The organism is Streptomyces sp. NTD107, from assembly GCF_059510435.1.
Map to the genome: position 1 here is coordinate 82,579 of NZ_JCAJZV010000006.1, position 17,493 is coordinate 100,071.

At 72.3% G+C, this 17,493-nt stretch carries 14 protein-coding genes and 1 other RNA gene; 11 read left to right on the forward strand and 4 right to left on the reverse strand.

All coding sequences use genetic code 11. The features are described 5' to 3' along the window. Nucleotides 1-106: 106 nt before the first annotated feature. Complete coding sequence (locus tag AC5WRL_RS14400) at nt 107-307, reverse strand: hypothetical protein (protein WP_496088891.1); 201 nt, start codon at nt 305-307, stop codon at nt 107-109. A 227-nt stretch (nt 308-534) separates the two neighbouring features. Between AC5WRL_RS14400 and ftsE the strand changes: the two genes are divergently transcribed. The 6 genes from ftsE (at nt 535) to AC5WRL_RS14430 (ending at nt 6,512) form a co-directional block, all read left to right on the forward strand. Beyond that, nucleotides 535-1,224, forward strand: a complete 690-nt coding sequence (gene ftsE / locus AC5WRL_RS14405; RefSeq protein WP_496088892.1) for a cell division ATP-binding protein FtsE — start codon at nt 535-537, stop codon at nt 1,222-1,224. A gap of 46 nt (nt 1,225-1,270) precedes the next feature. Further along, nucleotides 1,271-2,182 carry a permease-like cell division protein FtsX gene (gene ftsX, locus AC5WRL_RS14410; RefSeq protein WP_496088893.1) on the forward strand — a complete coding sequence of 304 codons (912 nt, stop codon included), beginning with the start codon at nt 1,271-1,273 and terminating at the stop codon, nt 2,180-2,182. A 78-nt stretch (nt 2,183-2,260) separates the two neighbouring features. Further along, the gene (locus AC5WRL_RS14415) at nt 2,261-3,436 is read left to right on the forward strand and encodes a S41 family peptidase (RefSeq protein ID WP_496088894.1); all 1,176 of its coding nucleotides are present in this window, start codon (nt 2,261-2,263) and stop codon (nt 3,434-3,436) included. Between the two features lie 52 nt (nt 3,437-3,488). Continuing rightward, a complete protein-coding gene (gene smpB, locus AC5WRL_RS14420) occupies nt 3,489-3,989 on the forward strand; it encodes an SsrA-binding protein SmpB (protein ID WP_496088895.1) in 501 nt (166 codons plus the stop codon). Between the two features lie 99 nt (nt 3,990-4,088). Then, nucleotides 4,089-4,459, forward strand: a transfer-messenger RNA (tmRNA) gene (gene ssrA / locus AC5WRL_RS14425). 112 nt (nt 4,460-4,571) lie between these two features. Next, nucleotides 4,572-6,512, forward strand: coding sequence for a penicillin-binding transpeptidase domain-containing protein (locus AC5WRL_RS14430; RefSeq protein ID WP_496088896.1), 1,941 nt, complete (start codon nt 4,572-4,574; stop codon nt 6,510-6,512). Here AC5WRL_RS14430 and AC5WRL_RS14435 read toward each other — a convergent pair. Continuing rightward, a complete protein-coding gene (locus AC5WRL_RS14435) occupies nt 6,404-7,780 on the reverse strand; it encodes an MFS transporter (RefSeq protein ID WP_496088897.1) in 1,377 nt (458 codons plus the stop codon). The two genes, AC5WRL_RS14430 and AC5WRL_RS14435, sit on opposite strands and share 109 nt — an antisense overlap. Before the next feature lie 103 nt (nt 7,781-7,883). On the opposite strand from AC5WRL_RS14435, the gene AC5WRL_RS14440 reads away from it, so the two are divergent. Continuing rightward, a complete protein-coding gene (locus AC5WRL_RS14440; protein ID WP_496088898.1) occupies nt 7,884-8,882 on the forward strand; it encodes a LysR family transcriptional regulator in 999 nt (332 codons plus the stop codon). A gap of 428 nt (nt 8,883-9,310) precedes the next feature. On the opposite strand, the gene AC5WRL_RS14445 is transcribed toward AC5WRL_RS14440, so the two are convergent. Next, entirely contained in the window at nt 9,311-10,312 is a 1,002-nt protein-coding gene (locus AC5WRL_RS14445; protein ID WP_496088899.1) for a LuxR C-terminal-related transcriptional regulator, read from the reverse strand. Continuing rightward, nucleotides 10,313-11,242: a helix-turn-helix transcriptional regulator gene (locus tag AC5WRL_RS14450; RefSeq protein ID WP_496088900.1), complete on the reverse strand. Its 930-nt coding sequence runs from the start codon at nt 11,240-11,242 to the stop codon at nt 10,313-10,315. A gap of 402 nt (nt 11,243-11,644) precedes the next feature. Here AC5WRL_RS14450 and AC5WRL_RS14455 point away from each other — a divergent pair, with 402 nt between their 5' ends. From AC5WRL_RS14455 to recD2, 4 genes are all read left to right on the forward strand, one after another. Next, nucleotides 11,645-12,925, forward strand: coding sequence for an ATP-grasp domain-containing protein (locus AC5WRL_RS14455; RefSeq protein WP_496088901.1), 1,281 nt, complete (start codon nt 11,645-11,647; stop codon nt 12,923-12,925). A 13-nt stretch (nt 12,926-12,938) separates the two neighbouring features. Continuing rightward, a complete protein-coding gene (locus AC5WRL_RS14460; protein ID WP_496088902.1) occupies nt 12,939-13,949 on the forward strand; it encodes a DUF1015 family protein in 1,011 nt (336 codons plus the stop codon). A gap of 43 nt (nt 13,950-13,992) precedes the next feature. Next, on the forward strand, nt 13,993-14,952 hold the full coding sequence (locus AC5WRL_RS14465; RefSeq protein ID WP_496088903.1) for an LLM class flavin-dependent oxidoreductase: 960 nt from the start codon (nt 13,993-13,995) through the stop codon (nt 14,950-14,952). Between the two features lie 173 nt (nt 14,953-15,125). Further along, nucleotides 15,126-17,336, forward strand: coding sequence for an SF1B family DNA helicase RecD2 (gene recD2 / locus AC5WRL_RS14470; protein WP_496088904.1), 2,211 nt, complete (start codon nt 15,126-15,128; stop codon nt 17,334-17,336). Nucleotides 17,337-17,493 lie beyond the last annotated feature (157 nt).

Sequence of the window (17,493 nt, forward strand, 5' to 3'; positions counted from 1 at the left end):
GCTGTCACTCTCGTAACGCGCACCACGCGCACCACGCACGCCCACGGGCCCGGAGCGATCACTCGCTCCGGGCCCGTACGGGTGTTCCCGGCGTCTCTCCGTGCGCTCAGGCGGGGCGGGCCACCAGCAGGGCCACGGCCGTCAGCGCCAGCAGCACGGCCACCAGCAGCGCCCCCGGGGCGCCCAGCGGGCCCCACGCCCCCCGCTCCTCGCGCATCCGGGCGAGCCGGTCGCGGCACACGGCGCACCGGCCCTCGCTCACGCGCCCGGCGCAGTTCGCGCACACCAGCCAGTCAGCGGCGGTCATGGCGATCCTCTCCTCTCATGTCCCCCTCCTCACCTACTGTGCCAGGCTTTGGCCGTAACCGCAGACGTCACATCGGGGCAAAAGAGGTGGAAGCGGTCGGCGTCTGCGCGCCGTGCGCCGCGTCGCGTAAGGTCTGTGCCCAGCGAGGGGGGCCTCCCCCCAGCCATCGGCCGGGAGATACCGCCAGGGCTTCCGCCGCATGTACCCAGCCTTGACGTGGTGTAACCGTGATCCGATTCGACAATGTCTCCAAGACGTACCCCCGGCAGACCGCGCCGGCACTGCGCGATGTCTCGCTGGAGGTCGAGCGCGGCGAGTTCGTCTTTCTGGTGGGCTCCTCCGGCTCCGGCAAGTCCACCTTTCTGCGGCTGCTGCTGCGCGAAGAGCGCTGTAGCACCGGCACCGTGCATGTCCTCGGCAAGGACCTCGGCCGGCTCTCCAACTGGAAGGTGCCGCAGGTGCGCCGCCAACTGGGCACCGTCTTCCAGGACTTCCGCCTGCTGCCGAACAAGACGGTCGGCGAGAACGTCGCCTTCGCGATGGAGGTGATCGGCGAGGCGCGCGGCAAGATCCGCAAGACCGTGCCCGAGGTCCTTGATCTGGTCGGCCTGGGCGGCAAGGAGGAGCGGATGCCGGGCGAGTTGTCCGGTGGTGAGCAGCAGCGGGTGGCGATCGCCCGTGCGTTCGTCAACCGCCCGATGCTGCTGATCGCCGACGAGCCCACGGGCAACCTCGACCCCGACACCTCCGTGGGCATCATGAAGCTGCTCGACCGCATCAACCGCACCGGCACCACCGTGGTCATGGCGACCCACGACGCGCAGATCGTGGACCAGATGCGCAAGCGGGTGATCGAGCTGGAGAAGGGCCGTCTCGTACGCGACCAGGCTCGCGGCGTGTACGGCTACCAGAACTAGTACCGACCTCCGGCGACGTTCACCACCCCTGCACTGAAAGGACGCCATGCGCGCCCACTTCGTCCTGTCGGAGATCGGAGTCGGTCTCCGCCGCAATCTCACGATGACGTTCGCCGTCATCGTCTCGGTTGCCCTCTCGCTCGCGCTGCTGGGCGGCTCCCTGCTGGCGAACCAGCAGGTCAACAGCATGAAGGACTTCTGGTACGACAAGGTCCAGGTGTCGATCTTCCTCTGCAACGAGAACGACTCCGACAATGTGCCGCAGTGCGCGCGCGGCGCGGTGACCGAGGAGCAGAAGGAGGAGATCCTCGGCGAGCTGGAGGGCATGCAGCTGGTCGAGGAGGTCTACCAGGAGTCCGCGAGCGAGGCGTACGACCGGTACCAGGAGCAGCAGGAGGGCCAGCCGATCGCCGCCGTGGTGACGCCGGACCAGATGCAGGAGTCCTTCCGCGTCAAGCTGGTGGATCCGGAGAAGTACGACGTGGTGGCGACGGCGTTCGCCGGCCGGGACGGCGTCTATTCGGTGGAGGATCAGCGGGCGCAGCTGGAGAACCTTTTCGCGCTGCTGAACGGCGTCAACTACGCGGCACTTGGTCTGATGGCGCTCATGCTGGTGGTGGCGCTGCTGCTGATCGTCAACACGGTGCGGGTGTCGGCGTTCAGCCGCCGCCGGGAGACCGGGATCATGCGGCTGGTGGGCGCGTCCAGCTTCTACATTCAGCTGCCGTTCATCCTGGAGGCGGCGATCGCGGGTCTGCTGGGCGGGCTGTTCGCGTGTGTGCTGCTGATCGCGGTGAAGTACTGGGCGATCAACAACTTCCTGGCGCAGGAGATCCCGCTGATCAATTTCATCGGCTGGGACGCGGTGATCTCGGTGCTGCCGTTCGTGCTGGCGGTGGGTGCGCTCATGCCGTCCGTCGCGGCGTTCTTCGCGCTGCGCAAGTACCTGAAGGTGTAATCCGGGTGTGATGAATCACGCCACGCACATCCGAACGGCCTTCCGCGCGCCCCCGTTCCGTGACCTACACTCCCGTCCATGTCAGGTCCGACTGATCGGCTGACGCCCCGGTCTGTCCGGCGTGGGGCGGCTTTGGCCTGTGTGTTCGCCGGGGTGCTGATGTCGGGCGCCGCCACCGGTTCCTGGATCGAGGAGCCGGCGGCGGGCGCCGATGGCACCGGGGGTGAGCGGGCGCCGCTCGCGGCGTCGCAGGACGGTGCGGGGCCGTCGCACGAGGCGGGTGACGCGGCGCGGCTGGTGAGCCGCAGCGGCGACCGGTGGGCGGCGGCGTACTCGCCGCAGGAGTACGAGCGGCTGCGGTTGTCCCTGGAGGGCGAGTACGTGGGCACCGGGATAGCGGTGAGCCGCACGGCGGACGGCCGGCTCCAGGTCAACGAGGTGCACAGCGGCAGCCCGGCCGAGCGGGCCGGGATTCTGCCGGGGGACGAGATCGTCACCATCGACGGCGCGGGTCTGGACGGCGGGGCGGTCACGGACGCGGTCGGGCGGCTACGCGGCAGCGACCGGCCGGAGGCGGCCGGGCCCGGCTCCACGGTGCGGATCGGGCTGGTGCGGGGCGCGGAGCGCTGGGAGACGGAGGTGGCCAGGGCCCGGCTGACGGCGGAGACGGTGACGGTGTCCCGGGAGGTGCCGGGGGTGACCCGGATCCATGTCTCCTCCTTCACCCGGGGTTCGGCCGGGCAGGTGCGGGAGGCGGTGGGCGGGGTGCCGGCCGGGGACGCGGTGCTGCTGGATCTGCGCGGCAACGGCGGCGGGCTGCTGACCGAGGCGGCGCGGGCTGCGTCGGTGTTCCTGGACGGCGGGCTGGTGGCGACGTACGACGTGCACGGCGATCAGCGGGCGCTGCACGCGGAGCCGGGCGGGGACACCCGTACGCCGCTGGTGGTGCTGGTGGACGGCGGCACCATGAGTTCGGCGGAGCTGCTGGCGGCGGCGCTCCAGGACCGTAACCGGGCGGTGCTGGTCGGGTCGCGGACCTTCGGCAAGGGCACGGTGCAGATGCCGAGCGAGCAGCCGGACGGTTCGGTGGCGGAGCTGACGGTGGGGTACTACGCGACGCCTTCGGGGCGGACGGTGGACGAGGAGCGGCCGGTGGAGCCGGATCTGCCGGTGGCCGCGGGGGAGGACGCGGTGGAGAAGGCGCGTACGGTGCTGGACGGTCTGGCGTCGGGGCCGGGTCCTGGGCCGGGGTGAGGGCATAAACGGGCGGCGGTGGCGGGACCTGGCGCCGTAGACTGGCGGGGCCATGGCTAAGAAGAAAAAAGAGACCGAGATCGGGTCCGGTCGGAAGATGATCGCGCAGAACAAGAAGGCGCGGCACGACTACGAGATCCTGGACACCTACGAGTGCGGTCTGGTGCTGACCGGTACCGAGGTGAAATCGCTGCGGCAGGGCCGGGCCTCGCTGGTGGACGGCTTCGCGCAGCTCGACGGGGGCGAGGCGTGGCTGCACAATGTGCACATTCCGGAATACGCGCAGGGGACCTGGACCAATCACTCGGCGCGGCGGAAGCGGAAGCTGCTGCTGCACCGGGCGCAGATCGACAAGCTGCTCGGCAAGGTGCAGGAGTCGGGGCTGACGCTGGTGCCGCTGGCGCTGTACTTCTCCGGTGGGCGGGTGAAGGTCGAGGTGGCCCTGGCGCGCGGTAAGCGGGAGTACGACAAGCGGCAGACGCTGCGGGAGAAGCAGGACACCCGGGAGGCGGACCGCGCGATGTCGGCGGCCCGCCGGCGGCAGCGGGCGTAGGCGCCGGGCCGCCGGAAATGCCTGGGCGCTCCGGCGCCCGGTGGCGTATACTCGGGCGAAGCAGGCCCCGAGGGGTTTGGCTGTTTGTTAATTCAACATGGGGATGATCGGTTTCGACAGCGGTTGTCGAAGCAGGGGAAGCGAGCCGAGGAAGCGACAATGATCTCGTAAACCATATGTCGCAAAAAAATAATCGCCAATACCAAGCGCGATTCCTTCACCCTCGCTGCATAAGTAGCGACTGGTGAGGTGCCAGTCCGGGCCTGTTCCCGTCCCGGTTCCTGGTATCAGCTAGGGGACTTTACCGTTAGCCTCGGTCACGGAGGCGCGCGGGACATTTAACAGTGACTGAGCCCGTCGGAGACTTGTCCGCGTGATCTCCGGGGCTGAGAAAATCGAAGCGGACTGCGCTCGGAGAAGCCCTCCTTCCACGTCGTTGGACGCGGGTTCGATTCCCGCCATCTCCACAGTTTCACCGTCAGGCCCCGGCCCGCGTTCGCGCGGACCGGGGCCTGTTCGTGCCTCCGCGTCTGTTCGAATCCGGGGGGTGGGCTGTCGGTGCGGCCCGGTAGGGTCACCGGCATGGGAGACAGCGCACCGGGGTGGGGTCCGCAGGGCCGCCCAGAGTCCGATACCGGCACCAACCGAACAAAGTGGATCATAGGGGCGGCGATCGGCGTCACCGTGCTGGCGATCGGCGCTGTCCTGGTGCTGCGCGCCGGTGACGGCGGCGACAGCAGGGAGGACGCGGCGCGCAAGGAGGCGCAGGCGTTTCTGACCGCCTGGGCGGACGGCGACCTGGAGGGCGCCGCCGGGCACACCGACGACGCGGAGGGCGCGGCCTCGCTGCTGGAGTCCGTCCAGCGCAATCTGGGCGCCGAGGAGACCCGGCTCACCGTCTCCGGCGAGCCGGTGCCCTCCGAGCCTGGCAGCGGCCGGCCGGAGGCGTCGTACGTGATGCCGTTCACCGCCTCCTTCACCCTGCCCGGGGTGGGGGAGTGGTCCTACGACTCCGTCATCACCGCCGTGCCGGACGGCGTTGAGGACGAGGGCTGGCATGTGCACTGGGAGTCGCCGCTGGTCCACCCCGAGCTGGCGGAGGGGCAGACCCTGGTGCTCAGCGTCGACCAGCCCGAGCGCGCCCCGATCCTCGCCGCGGACGGCAGCCAGCTGGCCGGGCCGTCCGCCGTGTGGGACCTGAGCATCTGGCCGGCCAGGCTGACCGACCCCGAGGCCGCCTACGCGGCACTGGACGGGCTCGACGTGGGTCTGGACACCGCGGCGCTCGCCGACCGGGTCGAGGCATCCGACCCGGAGCAGGCCGTCGCGGTGGTGAGCCTGCGCGACCAGGTCTTCCGGGAGCACGAGGACGAACTGCGGGCCGTGGAGGGCCTCCAGTTCGCGGAGGACAGCCGGCCGCTGGCCCATCTGGCCCGTACGGTGGTCGGCGGCATCGATCCGGCCACCGGCACCGGGTCCTCCGGGCTCCAGGGCCGTTACGAGGAGCAGCTGGCCGGCACGGCCGCCGCCGCCGTCGTGATCGCCGACCGGGAGTCGGGGGACGCGGTGGAGGTGCTGTACGAGCAGGAGGGCGGCGGGCCCGGCACCCCCGTGCAGACCACCATCGACGCCGATGTGCAGCGCGCCGCCGAGGCCGCGCTGGAGGGTACGGAGCAGGCGGGCTCGATCGTGGCGGTGCGGCCGTCCACCGGCGAGGTGCTGGCGGCGGCGGACTCCCCGCTGGAGGGCGGGGACCGGTCGCTCAGCGGCCAGCTCGCGCCCGGCTCCACCTTCAAGGTGATCACCACGGCGGCGCTGCTGGAGGGCGGCACGGCGGCGGACGAGGCGATCGGCTGCCCGAAGTACGAGACGGTCGAGGGGCATCGCTTCCAGAACCAGAACGAGTTCGAGCTGGGCCCGGCCACCACGCTGCACGACGCGTTCACCGCGTCCTGCAACACCGCCTACATAACCAACCGGGACCGCTTCGAGCCCGACACGCTGCGGCTGACCGCCGAGGCGTTCGGCATCGGCGTGGCATGGGACCTGGGCGCGGGCTCGTTCGACGGCAGTGTGCCGGACACCCAGGGCGCCAACGATCTGTCGGCCTCGCTGATCGGGCAGGGCCGGGTGCAGGCCAGCCCGCTGGTGATGGCCTCGGTGGCGGCGACCGTCGCCGAAGGGACCTTCCACCAGCCGGTGCTGGTGCCCGACGCGGTCACCGAGCCGGCGCGGGCGCCGAGCGAGCTGAGCGCGGGGACGGTCGCGGCGCTCCAGACGATGATGCGGGACACCGTCACCAGCGGCACCGCCACCGTGCTTGCCCAGGTGCCGGGTGGGCCGCATGCCAAGACCGGCACCGCCGAGTTCGACACCGGGGACGGCGAACTGTCCACCAACGCCTGGCTGATCGGCTATCTCGCGGACGCCGATCTGGCGTTCGCGGTGATGCTGGAGGACGGCGGCTCGGGCGGCGCCACGGCCGGGCCGATCGCGGTGGACTTCCTCACCGCCATCCAGTAGGAGCCGTGGGCGACCGCCGCCGCCAGCGCGGCGGCGGTCAGCGGCACGAGGTAGCCGGCCGCGCCGGCCGGCGCCCGTTCGGCCGCCCAGCCGCCGGCCGCCGCGCCCGCCGCGATGCCGGACAGCAGGGCGGTCACCGCCAGGGCCATGCCCTCGTTCAGCCGGGGCGCCGGGGTCAGCTCCTGGAGCAGCGTCATCCCGGTGACCATGGCCGGCGCGGTCGCCATCCCGGCGATCAGCAGCGCCGGCACCAGCGTGGGCAGCGCTCCGGTGGTGGCGGCCACCAGCGGCGGCAGCGCCATCAGCGCGGCCATCGCCGTCACCCAGCGCGTCAGCCGGCGCCGTACCGGGGCGTCGCCCTGCGGCAGCAGACCGAAGGCGAGACCGGCCGCCCCGGAGCCGGCCGCCTGTGCCGCCAGCACCACCCCGGCCCACGCCTGGAGCCCGAGACCGTCCGCGTACGCGATGGTTACCACCTCCAGCGAGCCGAAGACGGCCCCGGTGCACAGGAACACGACCAGCAGCGGCGGCATCCCGGGCAGCAGCAGCGGGGCCCGGCCCGGCCGGGCCCGGCGTGCTGCCCGGGGGGCGACCGGGGGCTCGGTACGGCGCTGCGCCGCGAACAGCAGCCCGCCGGTGACCAGCAGCGCGACCGCCGTGAGGGTGCCGGCGGCCGGGAACAGGGCGGTGCACAGGGCGGCGGCGAGCACCGGACCGAGCATGAAGCACAGCTCGTCCATGGCCTGTTCGAAGGAGTTGGCGGCGTGCCGGGCGGCGGGATCTGCCCGGTACAGGTGCGCCCAGCGGGCCCGGGCCATGCCGCCGGTGTTGGGGGTGGCGGCCGTCAGTGGCACACAGCAGAACCAGGCCCACAGTGGCGCGCCGCCGGTGACGCACAGCAGCAGCCCCAGTTGGCCGGTGGCGGCCAGCAGTACGGCCGGCACGGTGATCCGGGCCTGCCCGTACCGGTCCACCAGGCGGGCGAGGAGCGGGCCGCCGACGGCGGAGGCGGTGAGGGTGGCGGCGACGACCGCGCCGGCCAGCGCGTACGAGCCGTGCCGGGCGGTGATCAGCAGCACGGCGGCGATGCTGAACATGCCCATCGGCAGCCGGGCCAGCAGATTCGGCAGAGTGAAGGCGAGCGCGCCGGGGGCGTCGAACAGCCGGGCGTACGGGCCGCGCGGCCGGCGGGGGCGGCCGGGGCGGCGGTGCGGGTCGGGGGTGGAGGGGAGTGCGACAAGGGTGTGACCGGTGACGGCGAACTGCATGGGCACCACTCTCGGACCGGCCCGCGCGAGGCGTCCAACACCTGATCGGAGCCCATTGACACATATCGGTTGTGAATGGTGGCCGAGCTGCGAGAATGACGGGATGCCCGCCGCCCCAGACACCGACCCCCGGCTGCTGCGCGCCTATGTCGCGGTGGCCGAGGAGCTTCACTTCACCCGGGCCGCCGCCGCGCTGTTCGTCGCCCAGCAGGCGCTCTCCCGGGACATCCGGCGGCTGGAGGAGGAATGGGGGGTACGGCTCTTCGTCCGCAGCACCCGGCGGGTGACGCTGACCGCCGAGGGCGAGCGGCTGCTGGACCCCGCGCGGCGCGCGCTGGCCGCGCAGCGGGAGCTGGCGGCGGCCGTACGGTCCGGCGCGGCCGGGGCCCGGCCCCTGGTGGTGGACGTATCGGCCCCGGCGACCACGGCGCGCCGCGTCCTGGACGCCGCCCGCTCGGCGGCACCCGGGGTGGAGTTCGTGGCCCGCTTCCACAGCGGCCTGACGGGCGCGGTCGCCGAGATGACGCGCGGTCAGCTGGATGTGTCCTTCGGACGGTTCGCCGGCCTGGCCCCGGCGGTACGCGCGGGGCTGGCGCACCGGCTGATCCGGCTGGAGCGGGTGGCGGTCCTGCTGTCGGCCGATGACCCGCTGGCCGCCCTCCCCGAGATCCCGCTGGCACGGCTGGCGGGCCGGCGGCTGTACGCGGGGGCGGGCAACCCGGAGACCACCGAATGGACGGATTACGCGCGGCAGTTGTTCGCGGGCCGGGGCATCGAGGTGGCGCCGCCGTTCCCTCGGATCGACGGCGAGGAGGAGTTCGTCCGGCTGGTGAGGGCGCACGGCTGGTCGGTGCTGGCCAGCGAGGAGTTCACCGAGGTCCCGGGCATGGTGCTGCGTCCGCTGACCGCCCCCGTACCACTGTCCCCGGTCTCGATGGTGTGGCCCCGCCCCCTGCACCACCCCGGCCTGCCCGCCCTGCGCGCGGCGGCGGCCCGGCTGGCGGCCGAGGAGAACTGGCTCGACCACCCGTCGGACGCCTGGCTCCCCGAACCGGACCGGTCGGTTGGCCCAGGGAGCCAGGGGGCGGCTGCCATCGGGTAGGACCGCCCCCGTACCCGCCAACGCGGTGCACAGGGCGAGCGCCGGTTCGTCCGTCCAGGGCGATCTCCAGCTCCCCGCCCAGCAGATGAACCACCTCCTAGGGGCCGTTCTTCGTCAAGGCGATGCGGAACAAGCCGGGTGGGCGGCGGGATCAGATGTTGCGGGAGCGGGACATGAATCCGCACGTCCGCTCGCTCGCGCCGGCGTTGCTGTGGTGGGCGGAAGACAGCGAATGGATCGTGCTGGGGTTTGAGTTCGCGGCGGGACGGGAGGCCGATTTCACGCCCCCAGGGCCATCGACGCGTTCGTGGTGGCCTATGTGCGCATGCTGCGCTATCGGGCCGACCGGAAGCCCGATGAGCCGTGGCTGAGGGCCATGGAAGAGACGGGGTGGGCCTGGGCCAGCCACCGAAGGCCGGCCTCCCCCGTCAGGTGAGCCAGCCGTTCAGGGCCGCCCGCGCGCCGGCCTGGAAGCGGCTGGTGGCGCCCAGCCGGGTCATCAGCTGCGAGACCAGGCGGCTCACCGAGCGGCGGGAGGTGCCGAGTTGGTCGGCGATGTCGTCGTTCGACTTGCCGGCCGCCATCAGATGGAGGACCTCGCGTTCCAGGCCGGTCAGCAGGCCCTCGCCCGGCTCCAGGGTGCCCGGGGTCAGCGGGATGTCGATGGCGTCGTCCCAGCAGTGGTCGAAGACCTGGCACAGGAAGCTCAGCGCGGACGGGTCCCGGATCAGCGCCACCCCGGCGCCGGTGTGCAGGGGGTCCAGCGGCAGCACCGCGCACTGCCGGTCGTAGATCAGCATCCGCTGCGGCAGTACCCCGGCGCTGCGCACCTGGGCACCGGCCGCGCCGATGGTTTCCGCGTAGCGCAGGCCGATCCTGTGGGTGCGGGCGCTGTGCTGCATGAGGGTGCGGATGCGGGTGCCGCGGGCCAGCAGTTCCAGGTCCAGCGGGATGGCCGCCTCGATCGCCTCCTCGCTGGGGATGCCCGGGATCAGCGCCTCCAGGGAGCCGGTGCAGGTACGGGCCAGGTCGTCGATGACGGCGCGGGTGTTGTCGATGCCCTCGACCACCTCGACGCTGATCTCGGCGGACCGCATGCCGCGCGCCTCGACGTAGGCGCCGGACAGCGACTGGAGCTGCTCCCTGGCGGCGGCCATCGTGATGCGCCGGCTCAGGATGTCCGCCTCGATCGGCGCGAGCAGCTGGTCGGCGGCGCTCTCGGGGCTGACCGCCACCCAGCCGCCGGCCGGGGACGGCTGGAGCAGGCCGAGCCCGTACAGCAGCGCCTCGGCGCGGGCCACTTCCTCGGGCCGCAGTCCGGCGCGGGCCGCGAGCCGGCCGGCGTCGTCCGCCGGGTGCCGGACGCGCAGCAGATAGACCTGGAGGGCGCCGGCGTCGATGTCCGCCGTGGTGTCGTCGAGTTCGTGCATCTAGGAGAGCCAGCCGTTCAGCGCGGCGCGGGCGCCGGCCTGGAAGCGGCTGTCGGCGTCGAGTTGTTCGAGCAGCCGGGCCACCACCCGGCTGACCGAGCGCGGGGACATGCCCAGCTGGTGCGCGATCGCCTCGTCCTTCTTCCCGGCGGCCATCAGCACCAGCACGTCGCGGTCCACCCCGACCGGTGCCGAGCCGGACTTCTTGTGGCCCTCGACGAAGTCGACCGCCCGGTCCCAGTAGTGCTCGAAGAGCTGCTGGAGAAAGCCGAGCACGGTGGGGTCACGGACCAGCGCCACGCCCGACTTGGTGTGCAGCGGGTCCAGGGGGAGTACGGCGCAGCTGCCGTCGTAGATCAGCATCCGGGAGGGGAGCGCGGAGATGCTGCGGACCTGGGCGCCGGCCTCGATGAGGGTGGTGACGTAGCCGACGGTCGGCTGGTGCCGGCGGGCGGTGTGCTGCATCAGTGTGCGGGCCTTCACACCGCGTTCGAGGATCTCCAGGTCGCCGGGGGTGGCGGCCTGGATGGCGGCCATGCTCTGGCCGCCGCCCGGGTGCAGGGCGTCCACCGATTTGGCGCAGGTACGGTCCAGGTCGGCGATGACCGCGCGGGTGTTGTCTATGCCCTCGACGACCTCGATGCTGCTCTTCGCGGAGCGCATGCTGCGGGCTTCGAGGTAGTCGCCGGACAGCGCGTGCAGCCGGGCGCGGGTGGCCGCCATGGCGATCCGGCGCTGGAGGATGTCCTGTTCGATGGGGGCCAGCAGGGCGTCGGCGGCGCTCTCGGGGGAGATGGCGACGAGTCCGCCGCCGGGGGAGGGCCGAAGCAGTCCCAGTTCGGTGAGCCGGGCCTCGGCGGATTCCGCCTCGGCCGTGGTTATGCCGGCGCGGGTGGCGATCTGCGCCACCGAGTCTGTGGGATGAATCACGCGAAACCGGTAAACTCGGGTAGTCGCGGCGTCTATTTCCCCGGGTTCGTACACACTCATCTTCCTCGCATGACGTCACTGAGTCCCTTGGCGTCAACTGGACAGGCGAGATGATGCCACAGGGACTCTATCGACTTCCTCGTGAATGCTCGTGAGCATGATTGGGCCAACATGCCATTCATGTTCGCCTATGTGGACACGGAAGAGGGATCCCGTGAAGAAGTTTGCTCTGAGCGTTATCGCAGCTCTCCTGCTCGTGGGTGCCTCCGGTGGGGTCGCCATGGCTGCCGGTTCGCCGGACGCCAAGGGTGGCGTCGTGACCCCCGACAGCCTCTGGGACTGACCCGGGCCCCTGATCGCTGACACGGAACCGGGATCGGTGGACAGGAAAGTGGTGCGGTGATGCCTCAGGCCCCGCTGGCGGTGCTGCTCAGTCCGCGCCTGCCGGAGGTGCGGGCGGCCCGGGGGGTCGGTGCCCGCACTCTTGTCCTCGCTCCTGATCTGGCGGCCGAGGGGATCCGCGAAGCGGTCGCGGCGGCGCATGACGCGCTGACCGTGGACTGGCGGGATCACCCGGGGCTGCTGATGGCGATCGGGCACCTGGCCGGACATCCCGCCAGGGTCTCGGTGTTCGGCTTCGCGGAGGCCAGTGCGCTGGTCGCCGCGCGGGTGAACGAGGCTCTGCGGTTTCCCGGCAATCCGCACGCCGCTGTCGCGTACCTCACGGACAAAGTGGCGCTGCGCGGCAAGGTCAATCAGCTCACCGGTACCCCCGTCCGGTTCGAGCAGTGCGACCGGGTGACGCATCTGGTGGCCGCCGCCGAGCAGGTCGGCTTCCCCTGTGTCGCCAAGCCGCGCACCGGTTCCGGTGGCCAGGGGGTGCATCTTCTGCGCAATGTCGCGGACGCCGCACTCCTGGCCGCCGAACTGGTGAGCGAGCCCGCGCTGATCATCGAAGAATTCCTGGCGGGGCCCGAGTACAGCGTGCTCGCCCACTCCAGGGACGGCGAACACACCGTCCTCGCCGTGGCCAGAAAACATCTGTCGGACGACTCGGAGGACCCGGACTGCCCCGGGTTCGCCGAGGCGGGCCACGATCTGCCGGCCGACCTCGGCCCGGACGACGTGACCCGGATCGCCGACCTGGCGACCGCCACCCTCAGCGCCGCCGGCCACCGGGCCGGACTGTCGCTGACCGAGGTGGTCCTTACCGCACAGGGCCCGCGACTGATCGAGTCGCACGCCCACCCCGGCCCCGGCCGGCTGGGCGATCTGCCGGCCCTGGTCACCGGCACCGACCCGGTGGCGCTCGCCGTGGCCACCGCGCTGCGGCTGCCCCCTCCGGCACCGCGCCCCACGTCCGGCGGGCGGTACGCGGGCATCCGCACCCTGCGGCTGCCCCCCGGCCGGCTCGACGCCGTGCACGGGATCGACGAGGCGTACGCCCTGCCGGGCGTCGCCGACATCGGGATCACCGTTCGCGTCGGAAGCCATGTTCCGGAGGCCACCAGCCGGGCCGCCGGGCATGGCTTCATCACGGCCGTCGCCGGCTGCCCGCAGGAACTGGCGGCGCTGCTGGACAAGGCGCTGGGCCTGCTGCGCCCGGTGGTCGGCGGCGCGGAGGCCGGGGCGCCCGAGCGGCCTGGGAAGAGCGAGAAGGAGGAGGAGCACACTGCTGCCTGAGCTGCTCCCCGGGATGGGCTTCCCCGCTACCCCGGCCCCACGGGCAGACCTGCTGCTTCCCTTCCCCGGCCTGATCACCGGACCACCCGCCCGCTCCGCCTATGTCGTCCTGGAGCGCCGGAACGTGCTCGGCGAGGTCGAACAGCGCGGCGTCCTGGGCGCGCTGAGCCTGCACGGCACCGAAAGCGGCCACGTACTGCGCCATCAGCAGGTGGGCGAGCCCGAAGTACAGCTGCACACCAAGCTGCTGCGCGAGCGCCGCGCCCCGATGGACCCGCTGCTGCTGGCGGCCCCCGACCCGGGCGCGTTCCGCCAGTGCATCGACGAGACGGTCCGCCGCACGCCCGACCGTACGGTCCCCACCTCGCGCGGCGGCACCCAGCGGCTGTGGGCGGCGGACGGCGAGTGGACCCGGCGGCCCCCCGCGCTGCCGCCGGTGCTGCTGGCGGACGGCCACCACCGGTTCGAGGCGGCCCGCCGGCTGCACCGCGCGCAGCCGTCCGTGATGGGCGACCGGCTGCCCGCCCTGGTGGTGGACCACGGCCGCTATCCGCTGCGGCTGGCCGCCACCCACCGGACGATGCCGGGGCTCGACCCGTACCGGGCGGCCGATGTGGCGGCCCGCTTCGCGCGGGTGAGCGAGCTGCCGGCCGGCTCGCCGCGCCCGGTGCCGCGCGCGGGCACGTTTTTACTCACCGGCAAGTCCCGGGTCTGGGCCATCTCCCGGATCTCCCCGGTGACCACCGCGCGCCGGCTGCGGTTCCTGCCCTCGGAGTGGGCCGAACTGTCGGCCGCCATCAGCGACCACGTACTGATCCCGATCCTGTGCGAGGACCAGGGGCTGCACGCGGCCCCCGGCTACACGGAGCGGCATCCGGCCGATGACGAGGCCGGGCTGATCCTGCCGCCGCCCACCTGGGAACAGATCTGGTCGGGCGCGGCCGGCGGCACCGTCATGCCGCCCAGGACGACCTCGCTGGGCCCCGCCCCGCTGCCCGGGGCGCTGCCGCCGCTGCCCTGCTGACGCACCATGGTCGGCCTACGGGCGGGCACATACGCTCACCCGTATGACGGATATCGGAGTGATGGCGCCACGGGATCTGGCGGCCGGGGAGTTCACGGGGTTCGTGCGGCGGGCCGAGGAACTGGGCTTCGCCGAGGTGTGGGTGGTGGAGGACTGCTTCTTCCGGGGCGGCTTCGCGCAGGCGGCCGTCGCGCTGGCGGTCACCGGGCGGATCCGGGTGGGGATCGGCATCCTGCCGGCCGTGCTGCGCAATCCGGCGCTGACGGCGATGGAGGCGGCGACGCTGGCGCAGTTGTTCCCGGGGCGGCTGGTGCTGGGGGTGGGCCACGGCATGCCCGGCTGGATGCGGCAGGTCGGCGCGTACCCGGCGAGCCCGCTGGCCGCGCTGGGCGAGCATCTGCGGACCGTACGGGCGCTGCTGCGCGGCGAGACGGTGACGGACGATCGGCTGGCGGCGGTGACACTGGATCTGCCGGTGGAGGTGGTGCCGCCGGTGCTGGCCGGGGTGCGTGGGCCCAAGTCGCTGGCGCTGGCGGGACGGGAGGCGGACGGCACGATCCTGGCCGAGCCGGTGACGCCGGAGTATCTGGCGGCGGCGCGCGGGCACATCGGCGCGGCGGCGGCCGGGGACGGGGCAGGGGCAGGGGCCGGGCACCGGGTGGTGGCGTACAACGTGGCGGCGGTGGACGACGATCCGCGGGTGGCGCGGGCGGCGGTGCGGCCGTACCTGGAGTGGATCGGCGAGCCGGACTGGACGCCGCACCTCGCCCCGCTGCCGTTCGCGGGTGAGTTCGCCGCGCTGCGCGCGGCCAGCGCGGACCGGGCGGAGTTCGCGCGGCGGCTGCCGGACGCGTGGGTGGATCAGCTGGCGGTCACCGGCACCCCGGAGCAGGCCCGTACGCGGATCGCCGAACTGCACGCGGCGGGTGCGGGGTGTGTGGTGCTGACCCCGGCCGGGCCCGATCCGGTGGTGGCGCTGGAGGCGCTGGGACGGGTGTGCTGAGCCCGAACTCAAATTCTGCTCAACTCGCTGCAACCGTTCGGGGTTGATCGGTGTCGTAGGGGTCGGGGAAGCACGGGGGTGCAGGAGGGGAGCGAAGGGCCCGGCGGGGGAGCCGGGCCCTTCGGAGTTTCGCAGCGAAGCGCGCTGTCGGTGGGGACCGTTACCTTCGGTGCATGTCGTCGCAGAACGCGGTGCTTGAGGGGGTCCTTGAGCGCATCACGTATGCCAATGAGGAGAACGGATACACCGTCGCCCGGGTGGACACCGGGCGCGGTTCCGGTGAACTGCTGACCGTCGTCGGGGCGCTGCTGGGCGCTCAGGTGGGGGAGTCGCTGCGGATGGAGGGCCGCTGGGGTTCCCATCCGCAGTACGGGCGGCAGTTCACGGTGGAGAACTACACGACGATACTGCCCGCCACCATCCAGGGCATTCAGCGCTATCTGGGGTCCGGGCTGATCAAGGGCATCGGGCCGAAGACCGCCGAGCGGATCGTGGCGCACTTCGGGGTGGCCACCCTGGAGGTCATCGAGGCCGATCCGGGGCGGCTGATCGAGGTGCCGGGGCTCGGGCCCAAACGCACGAAGCTGATCGCGGCGGCGTGGGTGGAGCAGAAGGCCATCAAGGAGGTCATGGTCTTCCTCCAGAGCGTGGAGGTGTCCACCTCCATCGCGGTGCGGATCTACAAGAAGTACGGGGACGCCTCGATCTCCGTGGTGAGGAACCAGCCGTACCGGCTGGCGGCCGATGTGTGGGGCATCGGCTTTCTGACCGCGGACCGGATCGCGCAGGCGGTCGGCATCCCGCACGACAGCCCCGAGCGGGTGAAGGCCGGGCTGCGGTACGCGCTGTCGCAGGCGAGCGATCAGGGGCACTGTTTTCTGCCGGAGGAGCGGCTGATCGCGGACGCGGTGAAGCTGCTCCAGGTGGACACCGGGCTGGTCATCGACTGTCTGGGGGAGCTGACGGCGGATCCGGAGGGGGCGGTCCGCGAGCCGGTGCCCGATCCGGACGATCCGGCGGCCCCGCTGATGGCCGTGTATCTGCCGCCGTTCCACCGGGCCGAGCTGTCGCTGTCGGGGCAGGTGCGGCGGCTGCTGCGGGCCGAGGAGGACCGGCTGGCGGCGTTCGGGGAGGTGGACTGGGGGCGGGCGCTGGGGTGGCTGGTGGAGCGGACCGGGTCCGAGCTGGCGCCGGAGCAGGAGGCCGCGGTGCGCCTGGCGCTGACCGAGAAGGTGGCCGTGCTGACGGGTGGCCCGGGGTGCGGGAAGTCGTTCACGGTGCGCTCGATCGTGGAGCTGGCGCGTGCGCGGCGGGCGAAGGTGGTGCTGGCGGCGCCGACCGGGCGGGCGGCGAAGCGGCTGGCGGAGCTGACCGGCGCCGAGGCGTCCACGGTGCACCGGCTGCTGGAGCTGAAGCCGGGCGGGGACGCGGCGTACGACCGGGACCGGCCGCTGGACGCGGATCTGGTGGTGGTGGACGAGGCGTCGATGCTGGATCTGCTGCTGGCCAACAAGCTGGTGAAGGCGGTGCCGCCGGGGGCGCATCTGCTGCTGGTGGGGGATGTGGACCAGTTGCCGTCGGTGGGCGCGGGTGAGGTGCTGCGGGATCTGCTGGCGGACGGCTCGCCGGTGCCCTCGGTGCGGCTGACCCGGATCTTCCGGCAGGCGCAGCAGTCGGGGGTGGTGACGAACGCGCACCGCATCAATGCCGGGAAGCCGCCGGTGACGCGGGGTCTCGCGGACTTCTTCCTGTTCGCCGAGGAGGACACGGAGACGGCCGGGCGGCTGGCGGTGGAGGTGGCGGCACGCCGGGTGCCGGCGAAGTTCGGGCTCGATCCGCGCCGGGACGTCCAGGTGCTGACCCCGATGCACCGGGGCCCGGCCGGGGCCGGGGCGCTGAACGGGCTGCTCCAGGAGGCGGTGACCCCGGCCCGGCCCGGGCTGCCGGAGAAGCGGTTCGGCGGGCGGGTCTTCCGGGTGGGCGACAAGGTCACCCAGATCCGCAACAACTACGAGAAGGGCGCGAACGGCGTCTTCAACGGCACGGTCGGGGTGGTGACCGCGCTGGACGTGGATGAGCAGCGGCTGCTGGTGCGTACCGACGAGGACGAGGAGGTCGGGTACGAGTTCGGTGAGCTGGACGAGCTGGCGCACGCGTACGCGGTGACGATCCACCGTTCGCAGGGCAGCGAGTATCCGTGTGTGGTCATTCCGGTGACGACGAGTGCCTGGATGATGCTTCAGCGCAATCTGCTGTACACGGCGGTGACGCGGGCCAAGCGGCTTGTGGTGCTGGTGGGTTCGCGGCGCGCCCTCGATCAGGCGGTACGCAGCGTCTCGGCGGGGCGGCGGTTCACCGGGCTCGACATGCGGCTCGCGGGGTGATGTCGGTGGCTGCCGACGGGTGGTCGGCGGGCGCCCGCGCGGTGGCCGGGGCAGAATAGTCCGCATCATCCCGGTTCCAGCGGCACGCCGTGCCAGAAACTGGGCCGATTGCCGACCCTGAGTGCACATATTGGCCCCGGATGGGGGACACTGGGAG